The organism is Pseudomonas serbica (assembly GCF_028823535.1).
In the GTDB taxonomy this organism is placed as follows: domain Bacteria; phylum Pseudomonadota; class Gammaproteobacteria; order Pseudomonadales; family Pseudomonadaceae; genus Aquipseudomonas; species Aquipseudomonas serbica.
Genome location: NZ_JAQIYM010000001.1, coordinates 445,483 through 463,708 on the forward strand (window position 1 = coordinate 445,483; position 18,226 = coordinate 463,708).

Annotated in this window: 15 protein-coding genes; 5 read left to right on the plus strand and 10 right to left on the minus strand. The window is 60.3% G+C overall.

Annotated features, from left to right (window positions below; genetic code table 11):
• Nucleotides 1-99: 99 nt before the first annotated feature.
• A complete protein-coding gene (locus tag NQL71_RS02055; protein WP_046818510.1) occupies nt 100-1,773 on the minus strand; it encodes a putative bifunctional diguanylate cyclase/phosphodiesterase in 1,674 nt (557 codons plus the stop codon).
• A 263-nt stretch (nt 1,774-2,036) separates the two neighbouring features.
• Here NQL71_RS02055 and rep point away from each other — a divergent pair, with 263 nt between their 5' ends.
• Together rep and NQL71_RS02065 are read left to right on the plus strand one after the other, a co-directional pair.
• On the plus strand, nt 2,037-4,046 hold the full coding sequence (rep, locus tag NQL71_RS02060; RefSeq protein ID WP_046818511.1) for a DNA helicase Rep: 2,010 nt from the start codon (nt 2,037-2,039) through the stop codon (nt 4,044-4,046).
• A gap of 57 nt (nt 4,047-4,103) precedes the next feature.
• Nucleotides 4,104-4,676: a xanthine phosphoribosyltransferase gene (locus NQL71_RS02065; RefSeq protein WP_007934646.1), complete on the plus strand. Its 573-nt coding sequence runs from the start codon at nt 4,104-4,106 to the stop codon at nt 4,674-4,676.
• Between the two features lie 120 nt (nt 4,677-4,796).
• Here the strand turns inward: NQL71_RS02065 and NQL71_RS02070 are convergent, their stop codons facing one another.
• The 5 genes from NQL71_RS02070 to dadA all read right to left on the minus strand — a co-directional run bounded on the left by NQL71_RS02070 (nt 4,797) and on the right by dadA (nt 10,698).
• A complete protein-coding gene (locus NQL71_RS02070) occupies nt 4,797-6,719 on the minus strand; it encodes an acetyl-CoA hydrolase/transferase C-terminal domain-containing protein (protein WP_077184909.1) in 1,923 nt (640 codons plus the stop codon).
• A gap of 139 nt (nt 6,720-6,858) precedes the next feature.
• Entirely contained in the window at nt 6,859-7,272 is a 414-nt protein-coding gene (locus NQL71_RS02075; RefSeq protein WP_046818513.1) for a c-type cytochrome, read from the minus strand.
• A 182-nt stretch (nt 7,273-7,454) separates the two neighbouring features.
• A complete protein-coding gene (locus tag NQL71_RS02080; protein WP_007947433.1) occupies nt 7,455-8,003 on the minus strand; it encodes a cupin domain-containing protein in 549 nt (182 codons plus the stop codon).
• A gap of 128 nt (nt 8,004-8,131) precedes the next feature.
• Nucleotides 8,132-9,205, minus strand: coding sequence for an alanine racemase (gene alr / locus NQL71_RS02085; protein ID WP_274642200.1), 1,074 nt, complete (start codon nt 9,203-9,205; stop codon nt 8,132-8,134).
• A gap of 188 nt (nt 9,206-9,393) precedes the next feature.
• Nucleotides 9,394-10,698, minus strand: a complete 1,305-nt coding sequence (gene dadA, locus NQL71_RS02090; protein WP_046818730.1) for a D-amino acid dehydrogenase — start codon at nt 10,696-10,698, stop codon at nt 9,394-9,396.
• Nucleotides 10,699-10,855: 157 nt separating this feature from the next.
• On the opposite strand from dadA, the gene NQL71_RS02095 reads away from it, so the two are divergent.
• Nucleotides 10,856-11,344: an Lrp/AsnC ligand binding domain-containing protein gene (locus tag NQL71_RS02095; RefSeq protein ID WP_010465173.1), complete on the plus strand. Its 489-nt coding sequence runs from the start codon at nt 10,856-10,858 to the stop codon at nt 11,342-11,344.
• Nucleotides 11,345-11,385: 41 nt separating this feature from the next.
• On the opposite strand, the gene NQL71_RS02100 is transcribed toward NQL71_RS02095, so the two are convergent.
• Complete coding sequence (locus tag NQL71_RS02100; protein WP_046818515.1) at nt 11,386-11,739, minus strand: YkgJ family cysteine cluster protein; 354 nt, start codon at nt 11,737-11,739, stop codon at nt 11,386-11,388.
• Between the two features lie 147 nt (nt 11,740-11,886).
• On the opposite strand from NQL71_RS02100, the gene NQL71_RS02105 reads away from it, so the two are divergent.
• Complete coding sequence (locus NQL71_RS02105; RefSeq protein WP_166618554.1) at nt 11,887-13,200, plus strand: NAD(P)/FAD-dependent oxidoreductase; 1,314 nt, start codon at nt 11,887-11,889, stop codon at nt 13,198-13,200.
• A gap of 143 nt (nt 13,201-13,343) precedes the next feature.
• On the opposite strand, the gene NQL71_RS02110 is transcribed toward NQL71_RS02105, so the two are convergent.
• Nucleotides 13,344-13,589, minus strand: a complete 246-nt coding sequence (locus NQL71_RS02110; protein ID WP_274642201.1) for a DUF1127 domain-containing protein — start codon at nt 13,587-13,589, stop codon at nt 13,344-13,346.
• Between the two features lie 179 nt (nt 13,590-13,768).
• On the opposite strand from NQL71_RS02110, the gene NQL71_RS02115 reads away from it, so the two are divergent.
• Nucleotides 13,769-15,193, plus strand: coding sequence for an aminotransferase-like domain-containing protein (locus NQL71_RS02115; RefSeq protein ID WP_274642202.1), 1,425 nt, complete (start codon nt 13,769-13,771; stop codon nt 15,191-15,193).
• A gap of 20 nt (nt 15,194-15,213) precedes the next feature.
• On the opposite strand, the gene NQL71_RS02120 is transcribed toward NQL71_RS02115, so the two are convergent.
• Nucleotides 15,214-15,789: a DUF1120 domain-containing protein gene (locus NQL71_RS02120; protein WP_143512444.1), complete on the minus strand. Its 576-nt coding sequence runs from the start codon at nt 15,787-15,789 to the stop codon at nt 15,214-15,216.
• Nucleotides 15,790-15,816: 27 nt separating this feature from the next.
• Entirely contained in the window at nt 15,817-18,225 is a 2,409-nt protein-coding gene (locus NQL71_RS02125) for a fimbria/pilus outer membrane usher protein (RefSeq protein WP_235431856.1), read from the minus strand.
• Nucleotide 18,226 lies beyond the last annotated feature (1 nt).

Below are 18,226 nucleotides of genomic sequence, written 5' to 3' on the forward strand. Positions count from 1 at the left end.
AGCTGGCTTGCCAGCGAAGGCGGTGGGTCAGACAACACATATGTTGAATGAAAGACCGCTTTCGCTGGCAAGCCAGCTCCTACAGGTTTGCGAGGGTGTTTAAACGACGATTTCCAGCGGCGCCTGCTGGCTGCTGTCAAACGTCAGGTATTCCACCAGCTCCGCCAACGGTAACGGCTTGCTGATCAGGTACCCCTGCACCTGATCGCAATCGAACCCGCGCAACAGGTCAAGCTGCTCTGGTGTTTCCACGCCTTCGGCGACGACTTCCAGATTCAGGTTATGCGCCAGGTTGATCATCGCGTGCACCAACTGGCGGTTTTCTTCGCGCTGCTCCATACCGCCGACGAAGCTCTTGTCGATCTTCAGCAGCGTGATCGGCAGGCTGTTGAGGTGCACGAACGAAGAAAAACCGGTACCGAAATCATCGAGGGAGAAGCGCACACCCAGGCGTCCAAGGGCGTCCATGGTCTGCTTGACCAGGTCGCTGCGGCGCATGACCGCGGTTTCGGTCAGCTCGAACTCCAGCCACTGCGCCTCGACACCGCGCTCGGCAATCAGGCGACTGAGGGTCGACAGCAACTGGCTGTCCTGGAACTGCCGGAACGACAGGTTGATTGCCATGTGCAAAGGCGGCAAACCCAGTTCAAGCAACGCCTGCATATCGCGCAGGGCCCGGGAAATGACCCAGTAACCCAGCGGCACGATCAAACCGCTCTGCTCGGCCAGCGGCACGAACTCGCTCGGAGGCAGCAAGCCGCGCTCGGCATGGCGCCAGCGCACCAAGGCTTCGAGGCCGACGATTTGCCCGTCTTCAAGGTTCATTCGGGGCTGGTAATGCAACTCCAGCTCATCGCGGCGCAAGGCCCGGCGCAGCTCGGTTTCGAGGTCGGCGATGCTGCGGGCGTTGCGGTTGATGCGTTCGTTGAAAATATGAAACGTACAGCCCTGGGTGCTCTTGGCCTGCTGCATGGCGATATGCGCGTGCCACATCAACGGGTCGGCGCCCGCCTGTGCCCGTGCATGGGCAATGCCCAGGCTGGAGCCGATCAGCAGGCTTTCCCCGTCGACCCAATAAGGCTCGGCCAACGCTTCGGTGATGCGCTCGGCCATCCATTCGGCGCGCTGAGGGGCGCGGCGGGTGTCGATCAACAAGGCGAACTCATCGCTGCCCAGTCGCGCCAGCTGGTCGCCGGCTTCAAGTTGGCTTTTCAGCCGGGCGACCACCTGCAGGATCAGGCGGTCACCGGCCTGGTGGCCGAGGGCATCGTTGGCGTGACGGAAGTTGTCGAGGTCAAGGTGACCGAGGGCCAGGCCGCGACCATCGTTTTCCGCCAGCCGCGCCGTCAGCAAGGTCTGGAAACCCTGGCGATTGGCGATGCCGGTCAGCGGATCCTGCTCGGCCAGGCGCTGCAGGGTGTTTTCCAGTACGCCGCGCTCACGCACATGGCGCAGGCATCGGCGCAGCATGCCCGGGTCGAGATGGTCGCGTACCAGCCAGTCGCTTACACCGTCGGGCGGAGTCAAGGGCTCATGCTCGAGCAGCAATACCGTCGGCAGGCAGCAACGGCCCGGCGCCGGCTGGAGAGACGGGATCGTCAACAACACCGCGCTGCGGTTGTCATCGAACAGACTGCTGACCGACTCCCAGCTCGGCGCGCTGATGAGCACGGCCGAGCTCCCCATAGGAGCCAGACACTCGCGCAACAACGCTGCCCATGCTGGCTCTTCGGCCAGTAGCAGCAAACGCAAGGGTTCGACAGGCGTAGACAAGCTAGCTCCCTAGACTCTGCAAAAATGTAGGCGACCGCATTATGCCGCGCCGGTCCCTAATGACCAATGGACATAGCCTTCAAACGAGGCCTTTGTATCAGGAATTACCAACATTAGACGCGAATTCGTTGCGCATCCTGCGTGAAAGTAGCAAAACCGGCAAATGCAGATCGCGTTGTACGTCACAAGTCGGACAGAGCAGCACAATTCGCTGAGCCTGTTAAAATGCCGGCCCATTTCGTGACTGACTCCTGAATTTACCTATGTCCCGACTCAATCCCCGGCAGCAAGAAGCCGTGAGCTATGTCGGCGGCCCTCTTTTGGTGCTCGCCGGTGCAGGCTCCGGCAAGACCAGCGTCATCACCCGAAAGATTGCCCACCTGATCCAGAACTGCGGCATCCGCGCCCAGTACATCGTCGCCATGACCTTTACCAACAAGGCCGCGCGCGAGATGAAGGAGCGGGTCGGCACCCTGCTGCGCGCCGGTGAAGGCCGCGGCCTGACGGTCTGCACCTTCCACAACCTGGGCCTGAACATCATCCGCAAGGAACACGTGCGGCTGGGCTACAAACCCGGTTTCTCGATTTTCGACGAGACCGACGTCAAGGCCCTGATGACCGACATCATGCAAAAGGAATACTCGGGCGACGATGGCGTCGACGAGATCAAGAACATGATCGGCGCCTGGAAAAACGACCTGATCCTGCCGGCCCAGGCCCTGGAAAACGCACGCAATCCCAAGGAACAGACCGCTGCCATCGTCTACACCCACTACCAGCGCACGCTCAAGGCGTTCAATGCGGTGGACTTCGACGACCTGATCCTGCTGCCGGTGAAGCTCTTCGAAGAGCACGCCGACATTCTGGAAAAGTGGCAGAACAAGGTGCGTTACCTGCTGGTGGACGAATACCAGGACACCAACGCCAGCCAATACCTGCTGGTGAAAATGCTGATCGGCAAGCGTAACCAGTTCACCGTGGTTGGCGACGATGACCAGTCGATCTACGCCTGGCGCGGCGCCCGCCCGGAAAACCTGATGCTGCTCAAGGACGACTATCCGTCCCTGAAAGTAGTGATGCTGGAGCAGAACTACCGCTCCACCAGCCGCATCCTGCGCTGCGCCAACGTGCTGATCTCGAACAACCCCCACGAATTCGAAAAGCAGCTGTGGAGCGAGATGGGCCACGGCGACGAGATCCGGGTGATCCGCTGCCGCAATGAAGACGCCGAAGCCGAGCGCGTGGCCGTTGAAATCCTCAGCCTGCACTTGCGCACCGACCGGCCTTACAGCGATTTTGCGATCCTTTACCGGGGTAACTACCAGGCCAAGCTGATCGAGCTGAAACTGCAGCACCATCAGGTGCCGTATCGCTTGTCCGGCGGCAACAGCTTCTTCGGCCGCCAGGAAGTGAAAGACCTGATGGCCTACTTCCGCCTGATCGTGAACCCGGACGACGACAACGCCTTCCTGCGGGTGATCAACGTCCCACGCCGGGAGATCGGTTCGACGACGTTGGAGAAGCTGGGCAACTACGCCACTGAGCGAAAAATCTCGATGTACGCCGCCACCGACGAAATCGGCCTGGGCGAACATCTGGACAGCCGCTTCACTGATCGCCTGTCGCGTTTCAAGCGGTTCATGGACAAGGTGCGTGAGCAATGCGCCGGCGAAGACCCGATCTCGGCCCTGCGCAGCATGGTCATGGACATCGACTACGAGAACTGGCTGCGCACCAACAGCTCCAGCGACAAGGCCGCCGACTACCGCATGGGTAACGTCTGGTTCTTGATCGAGGCGCTGAAGAACACCCTGGAGAAAGACGAAGACGGTGAGATGACCGTCGAAGACGCCATCGGCAAACTGGTGCTGCGCGACATGCTGGAACGTCAGCAGGAAGAGGAAGATGGCGCTGAAGGCGTGCAAATGATGACCCTGCACGCGTCCAAGGGCCTGGAATTCCCCTACGTGTTCATCATGGGCATGGAGGAGGAAATCCTCCCCCACCGTTCCAGCATCGAAGCCGACACCATCGAAGAAGAACGTCGCCTGGCCTACGTGGGCATCACCCGCGCGCGCCAGACCCTGGCCTTTACCTTCGCCGCCAAACGCAAGCAATACGGCGAGATCATCGATTGCGCACCGAGCCGCTTCCTCGATGAGCTGCCGCCGGACGACCTGGCCTGGGAAGGCAACGACGACACCCCGACCGAAGTCAAAGCCGTGCGAGGCAATAGCGCATTGGCGGATATACGCGCGATGTTAAAGCGCTAGAATTGACCACTTTTATTTAGACCTTCGGCGCAAAAGGCGCCAAACGAGGACAGCTTCATGGAAGCACTGCACAAGAAAATTCGCGAAGAAGGCATCGTGCTTTCCGACCAGGTCCTGAAAGTCGACGCCTTTCTGAACCACCAGATCGACCCGGCCCTGATGAAGCTGATCGGCGATGAATTCGCCACGCTGTTCAAGGACTCGGGCATCACCAAGATCGTCACCATCGAAGCTTCGGGCATTGCGCCGGCGATCATGACCGGCCTGAACCTCGGTGTGCCGGTGATTTTCGCGCGCAAGCACCAGTCCCTGACCCTGACTGAAAACCTGCTGTCGGCGACCGTTTACTCGTTCACCAAGCAGACCGAAAGCACCGTTGCGATCTCGCCGCGCCACCTGACCAGCAGCGACCGTGTGCTGATCATCGATGACTTCCTGGCCAATGGTAAGGCGTCCCAGGCGCTGATCTCGATCATCAAGCAGGCTGGCGCGACCGTCGCCGGCTTGGGGATCGTGATCGAGAAGTCGTTCCAGGGCGGCCGTGCGGAGCTGGATGCGCAGGGTTATCGCGTTGAGTCGCTGGCGCGCGTGCAATCGCTGAAGGATGGCGTTGTAACCTTCATCGAATAACGCCGTGATTCCTGTAGGCGCTGGCTTGCCAGCGAAGACGGTGTAACTGCCAACATGGATGTTGAAGGTTATGGCCTCTTCGCTGGCAAGCCTGCTCCTACAGGGGACCGTCCTAGGGCGTTATGGCGCGGTGGCCTTCAGGCCGGTGAGCAACAAACGCTGATACAAATCCTCCTTCAGCCCTTCGGGCTTCGTCAGCTGCATACGCTCAAGATGCTCAGGAAACGATGCAGGCTCCGGCGCATCGAGCGCTGCCTTGCCCAACTCCAGTACCTCACTCAGCTTGAACTTGCTCTTGAGCCAGTTCAGCGCACGCAACAGATCCCGTTCGATCTCAGTGAAATCACAGCCCAGCGGATACTCCGGAAACAGGCGTGCATGGCGTTCCTGAATCGCCTGTAGACGTTCAGGTCGGTTATCGGTGAAGCGCGGGTCGAGGCGAAAATCCTTGGGTAACTTACCCACCTTCTGTGCCTGTCCAATCAGTCGCGCCTGGAAGCGCGAATCACTGATATTCAGCAACGCTTCGATCACTGCCGCATCGGTTTTCCCGCGCAGGTCGGCAATGCCGTACTCGGTGACGACGATGTCGCGCAGATGCCGGGGAATGGTGCAATGCCCATACTCCCAGACAATATTGGAACTGACATCACCGCCCGACTCACGCCAGCTCCGCAGCAACAACACCGACCGCGCACCTTCCAGCGCATGGCCTTGGGCAACGAAGTTGTACTGCCCGCCTACACCGCTGAGCACCCGCCCGTCTTCCAGCTGATCCGCCACACCGGCGCCTAGCAGGGTCATGGTAAACGCCGTGTTGATAAATCGCGCATCGAGCCTCTGCAGGCGTTTGAGCTCTTCCTGCCCATACAGCTCGTTGATGTAGCTGATACGGGTCATGTTGAATTCGAGCCGCTTGCTCTGCGGCAACTCGCGCAGGCGTTGATAGAAACTGCGCGGCCCGAGGAAGAACCCGCCGTGCACCGAGATACCGTCGGTTTGTGCCGCTTCGTCGAGCGTGCCGGCATTGGCCTGCTGCTGGGTCGGCACATCCGGGTACACCTTGCGCCGCACGATCCCGGCGTCGGCCAGCACCAGCAAGCCATTGACGAACATTTCGCTGCAACCGTACAGGCCCTTGGCGAACGGTTCGATGCCGCCTTCGCGCTCGATCAGTTGCGCCCATTGGCTGAGATTCATGTCGGCCAGCAATGCCTTGTAAGTGTCGTTGTCGGCCTGGCGCGCCAGCAACGCAGCGGTCAACGCATCGCCCATGGATCCGATGCCGATCTGCAAAGTGCCGCCATCGCGCACCAGCGTACTGGCGTGCAGGCCGATGAAATGATCCTGGAAACCTACTGGCATGTTCGGCGTGGAGAACAGCGTCGTGCTGTCTTTCTCGTCAATCAGCAAGTCGAAGGTATCGATACCGACCTCGGCATCGCCGGGCATGTAGGGCAAGTCGTCGTGCACTTGGCCGACCATCAGGATCGTTTCCCCTGCTGCCCGGCGCCTGGCGATCATCGGCAGCAGGTCGAGGGTAATGTCCGGGTTGCAACTGAGGCTCAAGCGATCGGGATGCTCACCATGGCTGGCAACCAATTGCGCGACCAGGTTCAACCCGGCGGCATTGATGTCGCGGGCGGCATGGCTGTAGTTGCTGCTGACGTAATCCTGCTGGGCCGATGCACTGTTGAGCAAGCTGCCCGGCAACATGAAGAACTGCTGGATGTGAATGTTGGTCGGCAAATCGTCACGCTGCAGACCGGCGAGGAAATCCAGTTCCGGATAATCGCCAAAGACCCGTTCGACAAAGGGTTCGAGGAAGCGCTTTTGCAATCCGTCGCCCAACGCAGGGCGGCCAAGGCACAGGGCGGTGTAGATCGTCAGTTGCCGCTGCGGCAACTGCGCGACACGTTGATACAGCGCGTTGACGAAATGGTTGGGTTTGCCCAGGCCCAATGGCAGGCCCATGTGAATATGCGCAGGCAACCGCGCCAACACGTCATCGACTGCTTGCTCGATTGAACATAGCTGTACCATTCGATCCTCCCGTACATTCCATGAAGTGGGGTTGGACCGAGCTTGCCGGGTCTTTACTGCATTGAACAGTCTCCGGCGGTAAATCGCAGGCACAAAAAAGCCGCTCGCAAGCGGCTTTTTCGCGAAAGAGGCGTACCGGTTACAGACCGGACATCTCTTTGATGGCGCCCTTCAGCTCGTCGTCGGAGCAGTCGGCGCAGGTGCCTTTTGGCGGCATCGCGTTGATACCGGTAATGGCTTTGGCCAGGATGCCATCGAGGCCGCCCTGGTGGTCGGCGCGCTCTTTCCACGCGGCTTTGTCACCGATTTTCGGCGCGCCCAGCAGGCCGGTGCCATGGCAAGCATTGCAATGCTTGGCAATGACGTCTTTAGGTGCCTTGGCACCGCCACCACCGCCAGCCGCAGCGGCGACTTCCATGCCCTTGCACTCTTTGCCCTGGACACAGACCTGGCCGACTGGCTCAAGGCGCTTGGCAATTTCGTCGTTGGTCGCAGCTTGAGCGCTGACAGCCCAGAGGGCCAATACGGTTGCTGGTACGGCCAGCATTTTCATAATTAGATTCACGCGTTCACCCTCAATGGTGGCTAGTCACGCCTACGGCCACGGTTCGCAGGCGGGCGCAAGTATAGCGGTAAGCCCGCGACACTGAAACAACCCCAAAGTCGAAGGGGTCTTGTTGCGCAACGGTCAAACGACTCAAGTGCCTCGGCCATACTGGCAGGGCGCCTCTTTCCCTAAAAATTCGCGGGTGTTGCTGCGCTGATTAGTCGCGCCGGCGCATCGAACGGATTACGGAAACGATGCGGCTTGGTACTTTCAAAGTAGTAGCTATCGCCGGCTTCGAGCACAAATGTTTCAAGCCCGACCACCAGTTCCAGCCGCCCCTCCACCAAAATGCCGGTTTCCTCGCCCTCATGGGTGAGCATCTCGTCACCGGTGTCGGCGCCAGGCGGGTAGATTTCATTGAGGAAGGCGATAGCCCGGCTCGGGTGAGCCCGACCGACCAGTTTCATGGTCACTGCACCATCGGAAATATCGATCAGCTCGTTGGCTTTGTAGACGATCTGAGTCGGTTTTTCCTGCAGGATTTCTTCGGAAAAGAACTCGACCATGGACATGGGAATCCCGCCCAACACTTTCCTCAGCGAACTGATCGAGGGACTGACGCTGTTCTTCTCGATCATCGAAATCGTGCTGTTGGTGACGCCCGCGCGCTTGGCGAGCTCACGCTGGGAAAGACCTTTGAGCTTGCGGATTGATTGCAGTCGTTCACCGACGTCCAATGCAGGAGCCTCCAGGGATTCAGGTTGTTGGAATATTGAGCGTTATCATGGCGACAGCGTTCAGTATTTACAACACTTTGACCTGAATCCCGTTCGGCGAGGCGACTTTCGGCACGGACGGCTTGGCCTTAGCTCCCGGAATAGAGCATTGGCACTCGGCGCAGGTTGCAGAAGATCTGGTAGGGAATCGTGCCAGCCGCGATGGCCACGTCGCTGGCGAGGATGTTTTTGCCCCACAACTCGACGGTCGAACCGAGGCCGGCATGCGGCACATCGGTCAGGTCGATGCAGAGCATGTCCATCGATACCCGGCCGATCAACTGGCTGCGTTGCCCGGCGACGAGCACCGGTGTGCCGGTAGGCGCCAACCGAGGGTAGCCATCGGCGTAACCCATGGCCACCACGCCCACGCGCATCGGATTCTGGGTGATGAATTTGGCGCCGTAGCCGATAGGCTCGCCGGCAGGCAATTCACGCACGCTGATCACTTTCGACTCGAGTGTCATCACCGGTTGCAGGCGCGAGGCCACGGCGTTGGGTTCTTCGAAAGGCGTGGCGCCGTAGAGCATGATGCCGGGACGCACCCAATCGCTCGGCACCTGCGGCCAACCGAGCACCGCTGGCGAGTTGCGCAGGCTGACCTCGGCTGACAAACCCTGGCGCGCCGCTTCGAACACGGCGACCTGCTCGGCACTGGCCTGGCTGTGCAGCTCATCGGCGCGGGCAAAGTGGCTCATCAGCACGATCTTCGCCACGTTGCCGCTGGCCAGCAGGCGTTGATAGCCTGCCTGATAATCCTTCGGGTGCAGGCCGACCCGGTGCATGCCCGAGTCGAGCTTGAGCCAGACCGTGATCGGCTTGCTCAGTGCAGCTTTCTCGATGGCTTCGAGTTGCCACAGTGAATGCACCACGCACCAGAAATCATGCTCGACGATCAGCGACAGCTCATCGGCCTCAAAAAAGCCTTCCAGCAGCAACACCGGCGCGCGAATGCCCGCCGCCCGCAACTCCAGGGCCTCTTCGATACAGGCTACGGCAAACCCGTCCGCCTCGGCTTCCAGCGCCTGGGCGCAACGCACCGCGCCATGGCCATAGGCATCGGCCTTGATCACCGCGAGGGCACGGGCACCCGTGACTTCCCGGGCGATTTGGTAGTTGTGACGCAGGGCTTGAAGGTCGATCAGGGCACGGGCAGGACGCATGGCGGCAGACTTCTGGTCGGTCGTTTAAAAAAAACCGGCGCGGCTGACGGCGTGAACCGCCAGTAGCACCGGAAGAGGGATCTTTCTGGACTACTTACATCAAAGCAGTCATGGCGCAGTGGCTCCAACCGCTGGCTCCACCAGGATTTGCGGTTCGCAAAACATTGCCCTAATCCCGGCGCGGGCACTCATTGGTGAGCTGGCGCTGGACTGACGTGCTTTGCAGACTCCCGGGTTTTGTTGCCATAGCGGGAAATATCGAGGCCTTCGGCGCTGATCTGCGGTTTTCTCTTGGCCATCAGGTCCGCCAGCAAACGACCTGAGCCACAGGCCATGGTCCAACCGAGGGTGCCGTGGCCGGTGTTCAGGAACAGGTTCTTGAACGGGGTAGCGCCGACAATCGGTGTGCCGTCAGGAGTGGTCGGACGCAAGCCGGTCCAGAAGCTGGCCTCGGCCAGATTACCGCCCTGAGGATAAAGGTCGTTGACGATCATCTCCAGGGTTTCGCGCCGACGCGGGTTCAGCGACAGGTCAAAACCGGCGATTTCCGCCATGCCGCCGACGCGGATACGGTTGTCGAAACGGGTGATCGCGACCTTGTAGGTCTCGTCGAGAATGGTCGAGGTCGGGGCCATCGCCGGGTTGGTGATCGGCACGGTCAGGGAGTAACCCTTCAATGGATACACCGGCGCCTTGATGCCCAGCGGCTTGAGCAATGTCGGCGAGTAGCTGCCGAGCGCCAGCACGTAGCGGTCGGCGGTTTCCAGCTTGCCGTCGATCCACACGCCGTTGATGCGATCACCAGCGAAATCGAGGCTCTGAATGTCCTGGCCAAACCGGAATTGCACGCCGAGGTTGGCGGCCATTTCGGCAAGCTTGGTGGTGAACATCTGGCAATCGCCCGTCTGGTCGTTCGGCAGGCGCAGGGCACCGGCGAGGATGTCGGTGACGCTGGCCAGGGCCGGTTCAACGCGGGCAATGCCTTCGCGGTCGAGCAGCTCGAACGGCACGCCGGACTCTTTCAGCACGGCGATGTCTTTCGCGGCGCCGTCAAGCTGGGCCTGGGTGCGGAACAGTTGCGTGGTACCGAGGCTGCGGCCTTCGTAGGCGATGCCGGTTTCAGCGCGCAATTCGTCGAGGCAGTCACGGCTGTACTCGGACAGACGGACCATGCGCTCCTTGTTCACCGCGTAACGGCTGGCGGTGCAGTTGCGCAGCATCTGTGCCATCCACAGGTACTGGTCGATGTCGGCAGTGGCCTTGATCGCCAGCGGGGCATGACGCTGCAGCAGCCACTTGATGGCCTTGAGCGGCACGCCCGGCGCAGCCCACGGCGAGGCATAACCCGGCGACACTTGGCCGGCGTTGGCGAAACTGGTCTCCATGGCAGCGGCTGGCTGCCGGTCGACCACCACCACTTCAAACCCGGCACGCGCCAGATAATAAGCACTGGTGGTACCGATGACGCCGCTACCCAAGACCATGACGCGCATTTTCATATCCCTCATCGCGGCTAACCGCTGACGTTTGTTGTTCAGAGCTTCAGATGTGCGCAGTTTAAAAAAGATTTGCCAGTGCTTTTCACTATATAAGCGCCTATATTTGGCGACAATTCTCGGCAAAAACCCTTTTCACGGAGGCGCATCCCCTATGCGTACCAACACTCAGACCAAACGTGAGCTGGACAAGATCGACCGCAACATCCTGCGGATCCTGCAAGCGGACGGGCGCATATCCTTCACTGAGCTTGGGGAAAAGGTCGGGCTCTCGACCACGCCCTGTACCGAGCGGGTGCGACGCCTGGAGCGCGAGGGGATCATCATGGGCTACAACGCCCGGCTCAATCCGCAGCACCTCAAGGGCAGCCTGCTGGTGTTCGTCGAGATCAGCCTCGATTACAAGTCCGGCGATACGTTTGAGGAATTTCGGCGCGCGGTGCTGAAGCTGCCTCACGTCCTGGAGTGCCACCTGGTGTCAGGGGATTTCGACTATCTGGTGAAGGCGCGGATATCCGAGATGGCCTCGTATCGCAAACTGCTGGGTGACATCCTGCTCAAGCTGCCGCATGTGCGCGAATCCAAGAGCTATATCGTGATGGAAGAGGTAAAGGAAAGTTTGTGTTTGCCGATTCCGGATTGAATCTGCACAGATCATTCCCACGCAGGGCGTGGGAATGATCATCACACCAGGACTTGCCGGGTACTGGCCATGTATTCGAACACCTGCTTCTCCACCCGCGGATGAATCAACTCCACAGGTCCTCGCCCATTGGGGCACGGCAGGGTCTTGGTGGTGCCAAACAGCCGGCAGATCAGCGGCCGCTCGTCATATACCGTGCAACCGTTCGGCCCCAGATGAACGCAGTTGAGTTCATCCATCGCCGCGTCCTGTTCGGCGCGGCTCTTGCGTGGCAGACGGGACATTTCCTCCGGCGAAGTCGTTACCGGGCCGCAGCAGTCGTGGCAACCGGGCACACACTCGAACGAGGGAATCTGCTGGCGCAGCGTGCGAATTTTCTGACTGTTGCAACTCATCTAAACCACTACCGATCTCGGAACAGAGCCGGATTCTGACGTAAAAGCCCCGATCCAGACAGCACCGGCCGACCAGTGTTGCCCGCCTTCGAGGTCCCGGCTTATGCTCCGTCAAATTTTCTAGACACACGAATCAGGATCACGCACATGAATGGCCGTGCTCAGCAGCCTGTCCCGAATCACCAGCACACCGGCTCTTATTATGCCGCCAGCAGCTTGCCGCAGCCCGACCATCCGGTGCTGACCGGCGAAGTGGTGGCTGACGTTTGCGTGGTCGGTGGCGGATTCTCAGGGCTGAACACCGCGCTTGAACTGGCGGAGCGAGGCCTGAACGTGGTGCTGCTTGAAGCCCATAAAATCGGCTGGGGCGCCAGCGGCCGCAATGGCGGACAGTTGATTCGCGGCGTCGGTCATGGCCTGGATCAGTTTGCCAACGTGATCGGCACCGACGGTGTGCGCCAGATGAAACTCATGGGCCTGGAAGCGGTGGAAATCGTCCGACAGAGGATCGAGCGATTTCGGATTCCCTGCGATCTGACCTGGGGCTATTGCGACCTTGCCAACAAGCCTCGCGAGCTCGAAGGCTTCGCCGAAGACGCCGAAGAGCTGCGCAGTCTCGGCTACCGCCATGAAACCCGACTGTTGCAAGCCCATGAAATGCACACTGTGGTGGGCTCCAAACGCTACGTTGGCGGGCTGATCGACATGGGCTCCGGACATCTGCATCCGTTGAACCTGGCCTTGGGCGAAGCTGCGGCCGCCCAGCAACTGGGGGCGCGGCTGTTTGAACGGTCAGCTGTCACGCGCATCGATTACGGTCCTGAGGTCAAGGTGCATACCGCCCAAGGCTCGGTCCGGGCAAAGACCCTGGTACTGGGCTGCAACGCCTACCTCAATGAACTCAATCCCGAACTCAGCGGCAAAGTGCTGCCCGCCGGCAGCTACATCATCGCCACCGAGCCCTTGAGTGAAGAACAAGCCCATGCCCTGCTGCCGCAGAACATGGCGGTGTGCGATCAACGGGTCGCCCTGGACTACTACCGACTCTCGGCGGACCATCGCTTGCTGTTCGGCGGTGCCTGCCATTATTCGGGGCGCGATCCGAAAGACATCGCCGCCTATATGCGCCCGAAAATGCTGGAGGTCTTCCCGCAACTGAACAGCGTGAGGATCGATTATCAATGGGGCGGGATGATCGGCATCGGCGCCAACCGCCTACCGCAGATCGGCCGGCTCAAGGAGCAACCGAACGTGTATTACGCCCAGGCTTATTCCGGTCATGGGGTTAACGCCACGCACCTGGCAGGCAAGCTGCTAGCCGAGGCCATCAGCGGTCAGCACAGCGGTGGCTTCGACCTGTTTGCCAAAGTGCCGCACATCACCTTCCCCGGCGGCAAGCATTTGCGCTCGCCGTTGCTGGCGTTGGGGATGTTGTGGCATCGGATGAAAGAGTTGGTCTGAACGATTCGCGGCGTCTGTGCCGACGCTTTCGCGAGCAAGCCCGCTCTCACATTTGATAGTGATCGAACACAAAATCCGTGTTCACCAAGATCCAATGTGGGAGCGGGCTTGCTCGCGAATCGATTTAAAGAACACCACTGGAATCAGAACCGCCAGAACGGCTTCAGCCCCTCCTCCCGCGCCTGCTCACGCGTCAGCCCGATATCCTTGAGCTGTTCCGGTGTCAGCGCCAGCAACGCCTTGCGAGTGTGCAGTCGCTGCCAGAACAGGTCCCAGCGGCTCAAGTGGGATGGCGCATTGCGCACAGGCACATGCCGCACACTGTCCCTTTGCCCTGCCGTCAGCTCCTGACTGTGTAACGTCAGCCGCACATCGCTCAAGCCGTTCATTTTGAATGCTCCTGTTTACTTGGGTAGCCAGAGCTTTCATGATGCGGGTGCGAGCAAAAGCATTACAGATTCAAAGCACATGTATTAGAACCATACAGATTTATCGTTTATGCCGCTGAATCGTGATTTTTTGCCTGATCTGTACCGGTCGCCCCCCTCTCCCATGCCGAGACTGCATCATGACCCTTTACGTCAACCTCGCCGAACTGCTCGGCACGCGTATCGAACAGGGCTTCTATCGCCCCGGTGACCGCTTGCCCTCCGTGCGAGCACTGAGCGTCGAACACGGGGTCAGCCTGAGCACGGTGCAACAGGCCTATCGGGTACTGGAAGACAACGGCCTGGCCATGCCACGGCCAAAATCCGGTTACTTTGTACCCGTCAGTCGCGAACTGCCGGACCTGCCGGCTGTTGGCCGTCCAGCTCAACGTCCGGTGGATATTTCACAATGGGATCAAGTGTTGGAACTGATCCGCGCCGTGCCGCGAAAGGATGTGGTGCAACTGGGTCGCGGCATGCCGGACATCAACAGTCCGACCATGAAACCCCTGCTGCGCGACCTGGCGCGCATCAGCCGGCGGCAAGACATGCCCGGCCTGTATTACGACAACATCCACGGCAACCTCGAACTGCGTGAACAGATCGCCCGCCTGATGCTCGACTCAGGCTGCCAGCTGGGGCCTGGTGACCTGGTGGTGACCACCGGCTGCCACGAAGCGCTGTCCACCAGTATCCGGGCGATCTGTGCACCCGGGGACATCGTGGCGGTGGACTCGCCGAGCTTTCACGGCGCCATGCAGACTCTCAAGGGGCTGGGCATGAAAGCCCTGGAGATCCCCACCGATCCGCTGACCGGGATCAGCCTGGATGCCCTGGAACTGGCATTGGAGCAGTGGCCGATCAAGGCCATACAGTTAACCCCCAACTGCAACAACCCGTTGGGCTACATCATGCCGGAGTCGCGCAAACGCTCATTGTTGACGCTTGCACAGCGTTTCGACGTGGCCATCGTCGAAGACGATGTGTATGGCGAACTGGCCTACTCCTACCCGCGCCCTCGCACGATCAAATCCTTCGACGAGGACGGCCGCGTGCTGCTGTGCAGTTCATTTTCCAAGACCCTGGCGCCAGGCCTGCGCATCGGCTGGGTCGCGCCCGGGCGCTATCTGGAACGGGTGCTGCACATGAAATACATCAGCACCGGTTCGACCGCGCCGCAACCCCAGATAGCCATCGCCGAATTTCTCAAAGGCGGCCACTTCGAACCGCACTTGCGGCGGATGCGCACGCAATACCAGCGTAATCGCGACATGATGATCGACTGGGTGGCTCGCTACTTCCCGCCGGGCACGCGCGCCAGCCGCCCACAGGGCAGCTTCATGCTGTGGGTCGAGCTGCCGGAAGGTTTCGATACGCTCAAACTCAATCGCGAACTACACGATCAAGGCGTACAGATTGCCGTTGGCAGCATCTTTTCCGCATCGGGCAAATACCGTAATTGCCTGCGCATGAACTACGCTGCCAAACCAACGGCACAGATCGAAGAGGCGGTGCGCAAGGTCGGTGCCGCCGCCATCAGACTCTTGGCAGAGGTTGATGGCTGACAGGCTATACCTGTGCGCAATCACTCCAGCTCAATTCGAATTTTGTTTTCCAGGGTTTTAACATCACGCACCCGGGTTGCCTCCGGATTGATCCGGGCATCGAGTTCCAGTTCCAGATCCCAATGTGTGCCGAGTGCAGCTGCGCCGTTACGCCACGGCATGATCCGCTCACCTGGACGCAACAGGCCCGTATCAACCGGGCTCTCCTCGCCTTCTCGGCGCCATGCCATGGCAACACCATCCAGCCGGGCGGACAGAATGCTGACCTGCAACACTCCATCGCCAAACGGGAAGTGCCGCATATCCACCGTTGCGCCGTCCAGCCAGAGCCTCATCGGCTGCGGTGCCGCGCATTGCACCTGCAACCGGGTTTGCCGCTTGCCCAGGATCAACGGCCCGCCGGCTGGCGAGCGCCCGAGCAGCTCCCCCCGGGTGGTCGAACCAAAATCAATCAAGGAGGGCGCCAGGGTTAACGTGCAGCGCTGCGCAGCCATCGCAGGAATAGTGCAAACAGACAGCAAAACACTGAAAAGCAAGCGGACGAACATTGCTCGCCGCGCAAGACAAGCAGATGGAATATCAGCTGGATTGTTCATGGGCAGTCCTTGGTCAAAATATACATATCAAGCCTCCTCGCAGACGCTTTCGGCGGTTTCGAACAACGCCGACGCCTCAGACTTTTGCGCGAGACTGACATTGAGCCTGCACGACGCCCCGTCGGGCAGCGTCAACTGCAACTGCATGTCGGGACGGGCGTCGACAAGAAAGATTTTCCCCGCGTCGACGACCGTCGTCAGGTAGCGCTGGTTGTGGTCGTAAACGCCCACGCCCTGTGTCACTGGCCGACCATCCGCCCGGCGCGCCATCAACAATACTCGGCGTGCACTGATGACCGAAAAGTCGAATGCCTGAACCGAGCCACGCCCGGCCTCGACTTCCTGATAGCCATTGAGCACATCGAAGTTGCGCGGCAGGCTGGCGGTTTCGATCTCGATCCGGCCTGTGCGATAGGCTGGCAGACTGGCCACGATGGCGCGCCCGGCACCGTCGGTCCATACCGGCCCCTGCGGCGTGCGCAGCTTGACGCCGGCTTCGTCACCGACCTTCACCAGGCCAAAGGTGTCGCGCAACCAATAGGGCGACGGCGTGATGCCCTCGGCGTGGATGGCCAGACCACCGCTCATGGCCGCGTCATAGCCCGTCGCTCCGGCACCGCTACGGGTATAGCCGAGGTCGACACTGGTATAGCGTGGCAACAGACTGAGGCGTCCATTCATGTCGACTTGTCCTGCTGCCGCTCGATCGACACCGACGGTATAGCCCAACGTGTCATCGACCTGTTCGCTCAACTGTGCCCCCGTACGCAGCCCATTCGCACCGTCGTGGCGGGCGTAATGACTGAGGCTGCGTCGCTGGCCCAAGGCAAGACTCAGAGAAAAGAACGCCGCGGTTCCAGGACTGTTTTGCACCGACGCACCAAAATTTCTTTCCAGCCTCAGCGAAAGGTGAGTGTTCTTGAACACGCTGGACGACCAGGAAAGCCCCAAACGAGATTGCGCCTGACCGTTGGTGGTGGCGTTGCGCGAAACCACGGCACCCAACGTCCCAAGGTTTTCCAGCGTACCGCTCACTGACGCGCTCAACTGCTGGCTGGCACGTGACTCGGGCGCTCTGCGCTTCTCGTTCCAGGCTGTATCGGTCAGCGTACGGAAACCCTCGGTCTGCTGCGAAGCAGTAAGGCCTGCGGACACGCTACGGCCGAGGGATGTGCTCAATGATGCCTGCAGTTGAGAACCTCGCAATTGCACGGCAGGAGTACTGGAAAACACATGTTGAGCACTGATCGTGGTGTGCTCGGACAGCGCCTGCTGTAGGCCCCAGCCGAATGCTTGATACTGGTCGGCCCCCATGAGTCCGGCACTCAGATGCGTGTTTGCACGCCACCGCCAGCTGTTGGTCGCGGCTGCAAACAAGGGTGTTTCGCGATCATCGCTGCCGAACCGGCGAACCTGGCCTAACGCCAGGGTGTATCCGGAGGGACCTGCGTTGTTGCCACGGCGCAAGGTTGCCGAAGGCACCGTGAATTGATGTTGTGAGCCACTGTCCTCCTGCACCGTCACTTCCAGATCGAGGTTGAGACTCAGTAGCGGCAAGCCACTGAGGGTAAAAGGACCACTCGGCACCAGGGTCGTGTAAATCACCACACCACTTTGCCGCACCTCGACACGGGCAGGCGAAAACGCCACTCCGTCGACAATCGTGTTGCTGCCAATCCCTTCGTTGGCCATGGCGCTGAGCGCGGTTTCCGGCTGTAACTGAACGCCGGTAAACGCGCCACCCGCCAGTAGCGGCGCAGCCAACGTAAGGTGCCCGAGCTGCATCCGGGTCTGGTGCTTTTCCCACGTGTGTTCGGCGTACGCATAGAGATGTTCGGCGCGCCCAGTGCCCTCGAACGCGCTATAGGATTGTCGACTGCGCACAATCCAGTCTCCGGCATTCAGACCGATCAAGGAGCTGAAGTTGCGGTACTGACTGGACTGTCCATTGGATTGTCGGTTGACCAGCAATGCGTCGTAGTTCAACAACCCGGCGCTTCCGCCGTTGGAGAAGCTGCGCTGTATCGGCCCCCGCGATAGCAGGGTGTGGGTCGGAACCCGCAAGGCCACTTCTTCCTTACCAGGAAGAAGACGCACCACGGCCTCGGGAATGGCCTGGGTAAAGAGCAGGCATGCGCCAGTGTCCGGAGCTTGCAGGGTACGCTCAGGCGCGTGTATGCCCGCACTGGCCAGCAGCGAGGAGTCCGCGCACAGCTCACCGTTTTCGTTGAACCTTGCGTGGGTGCGCCCCTTGGCTGTGCCATTGACCTCGAGGGTCACCTGCCGCTCTCCTTGTTCGAAACGAGGCGCCAGCCGGAAGTACTGCGCGAGTTGTGGATCGATCCCCCGCGCCTTGAGAACCTGGGCATCAAAAACGACGCCCTCATCAGCCACAACCTTGCCCAGCGCAGCCACCACGAGACTGACGGCACTCACA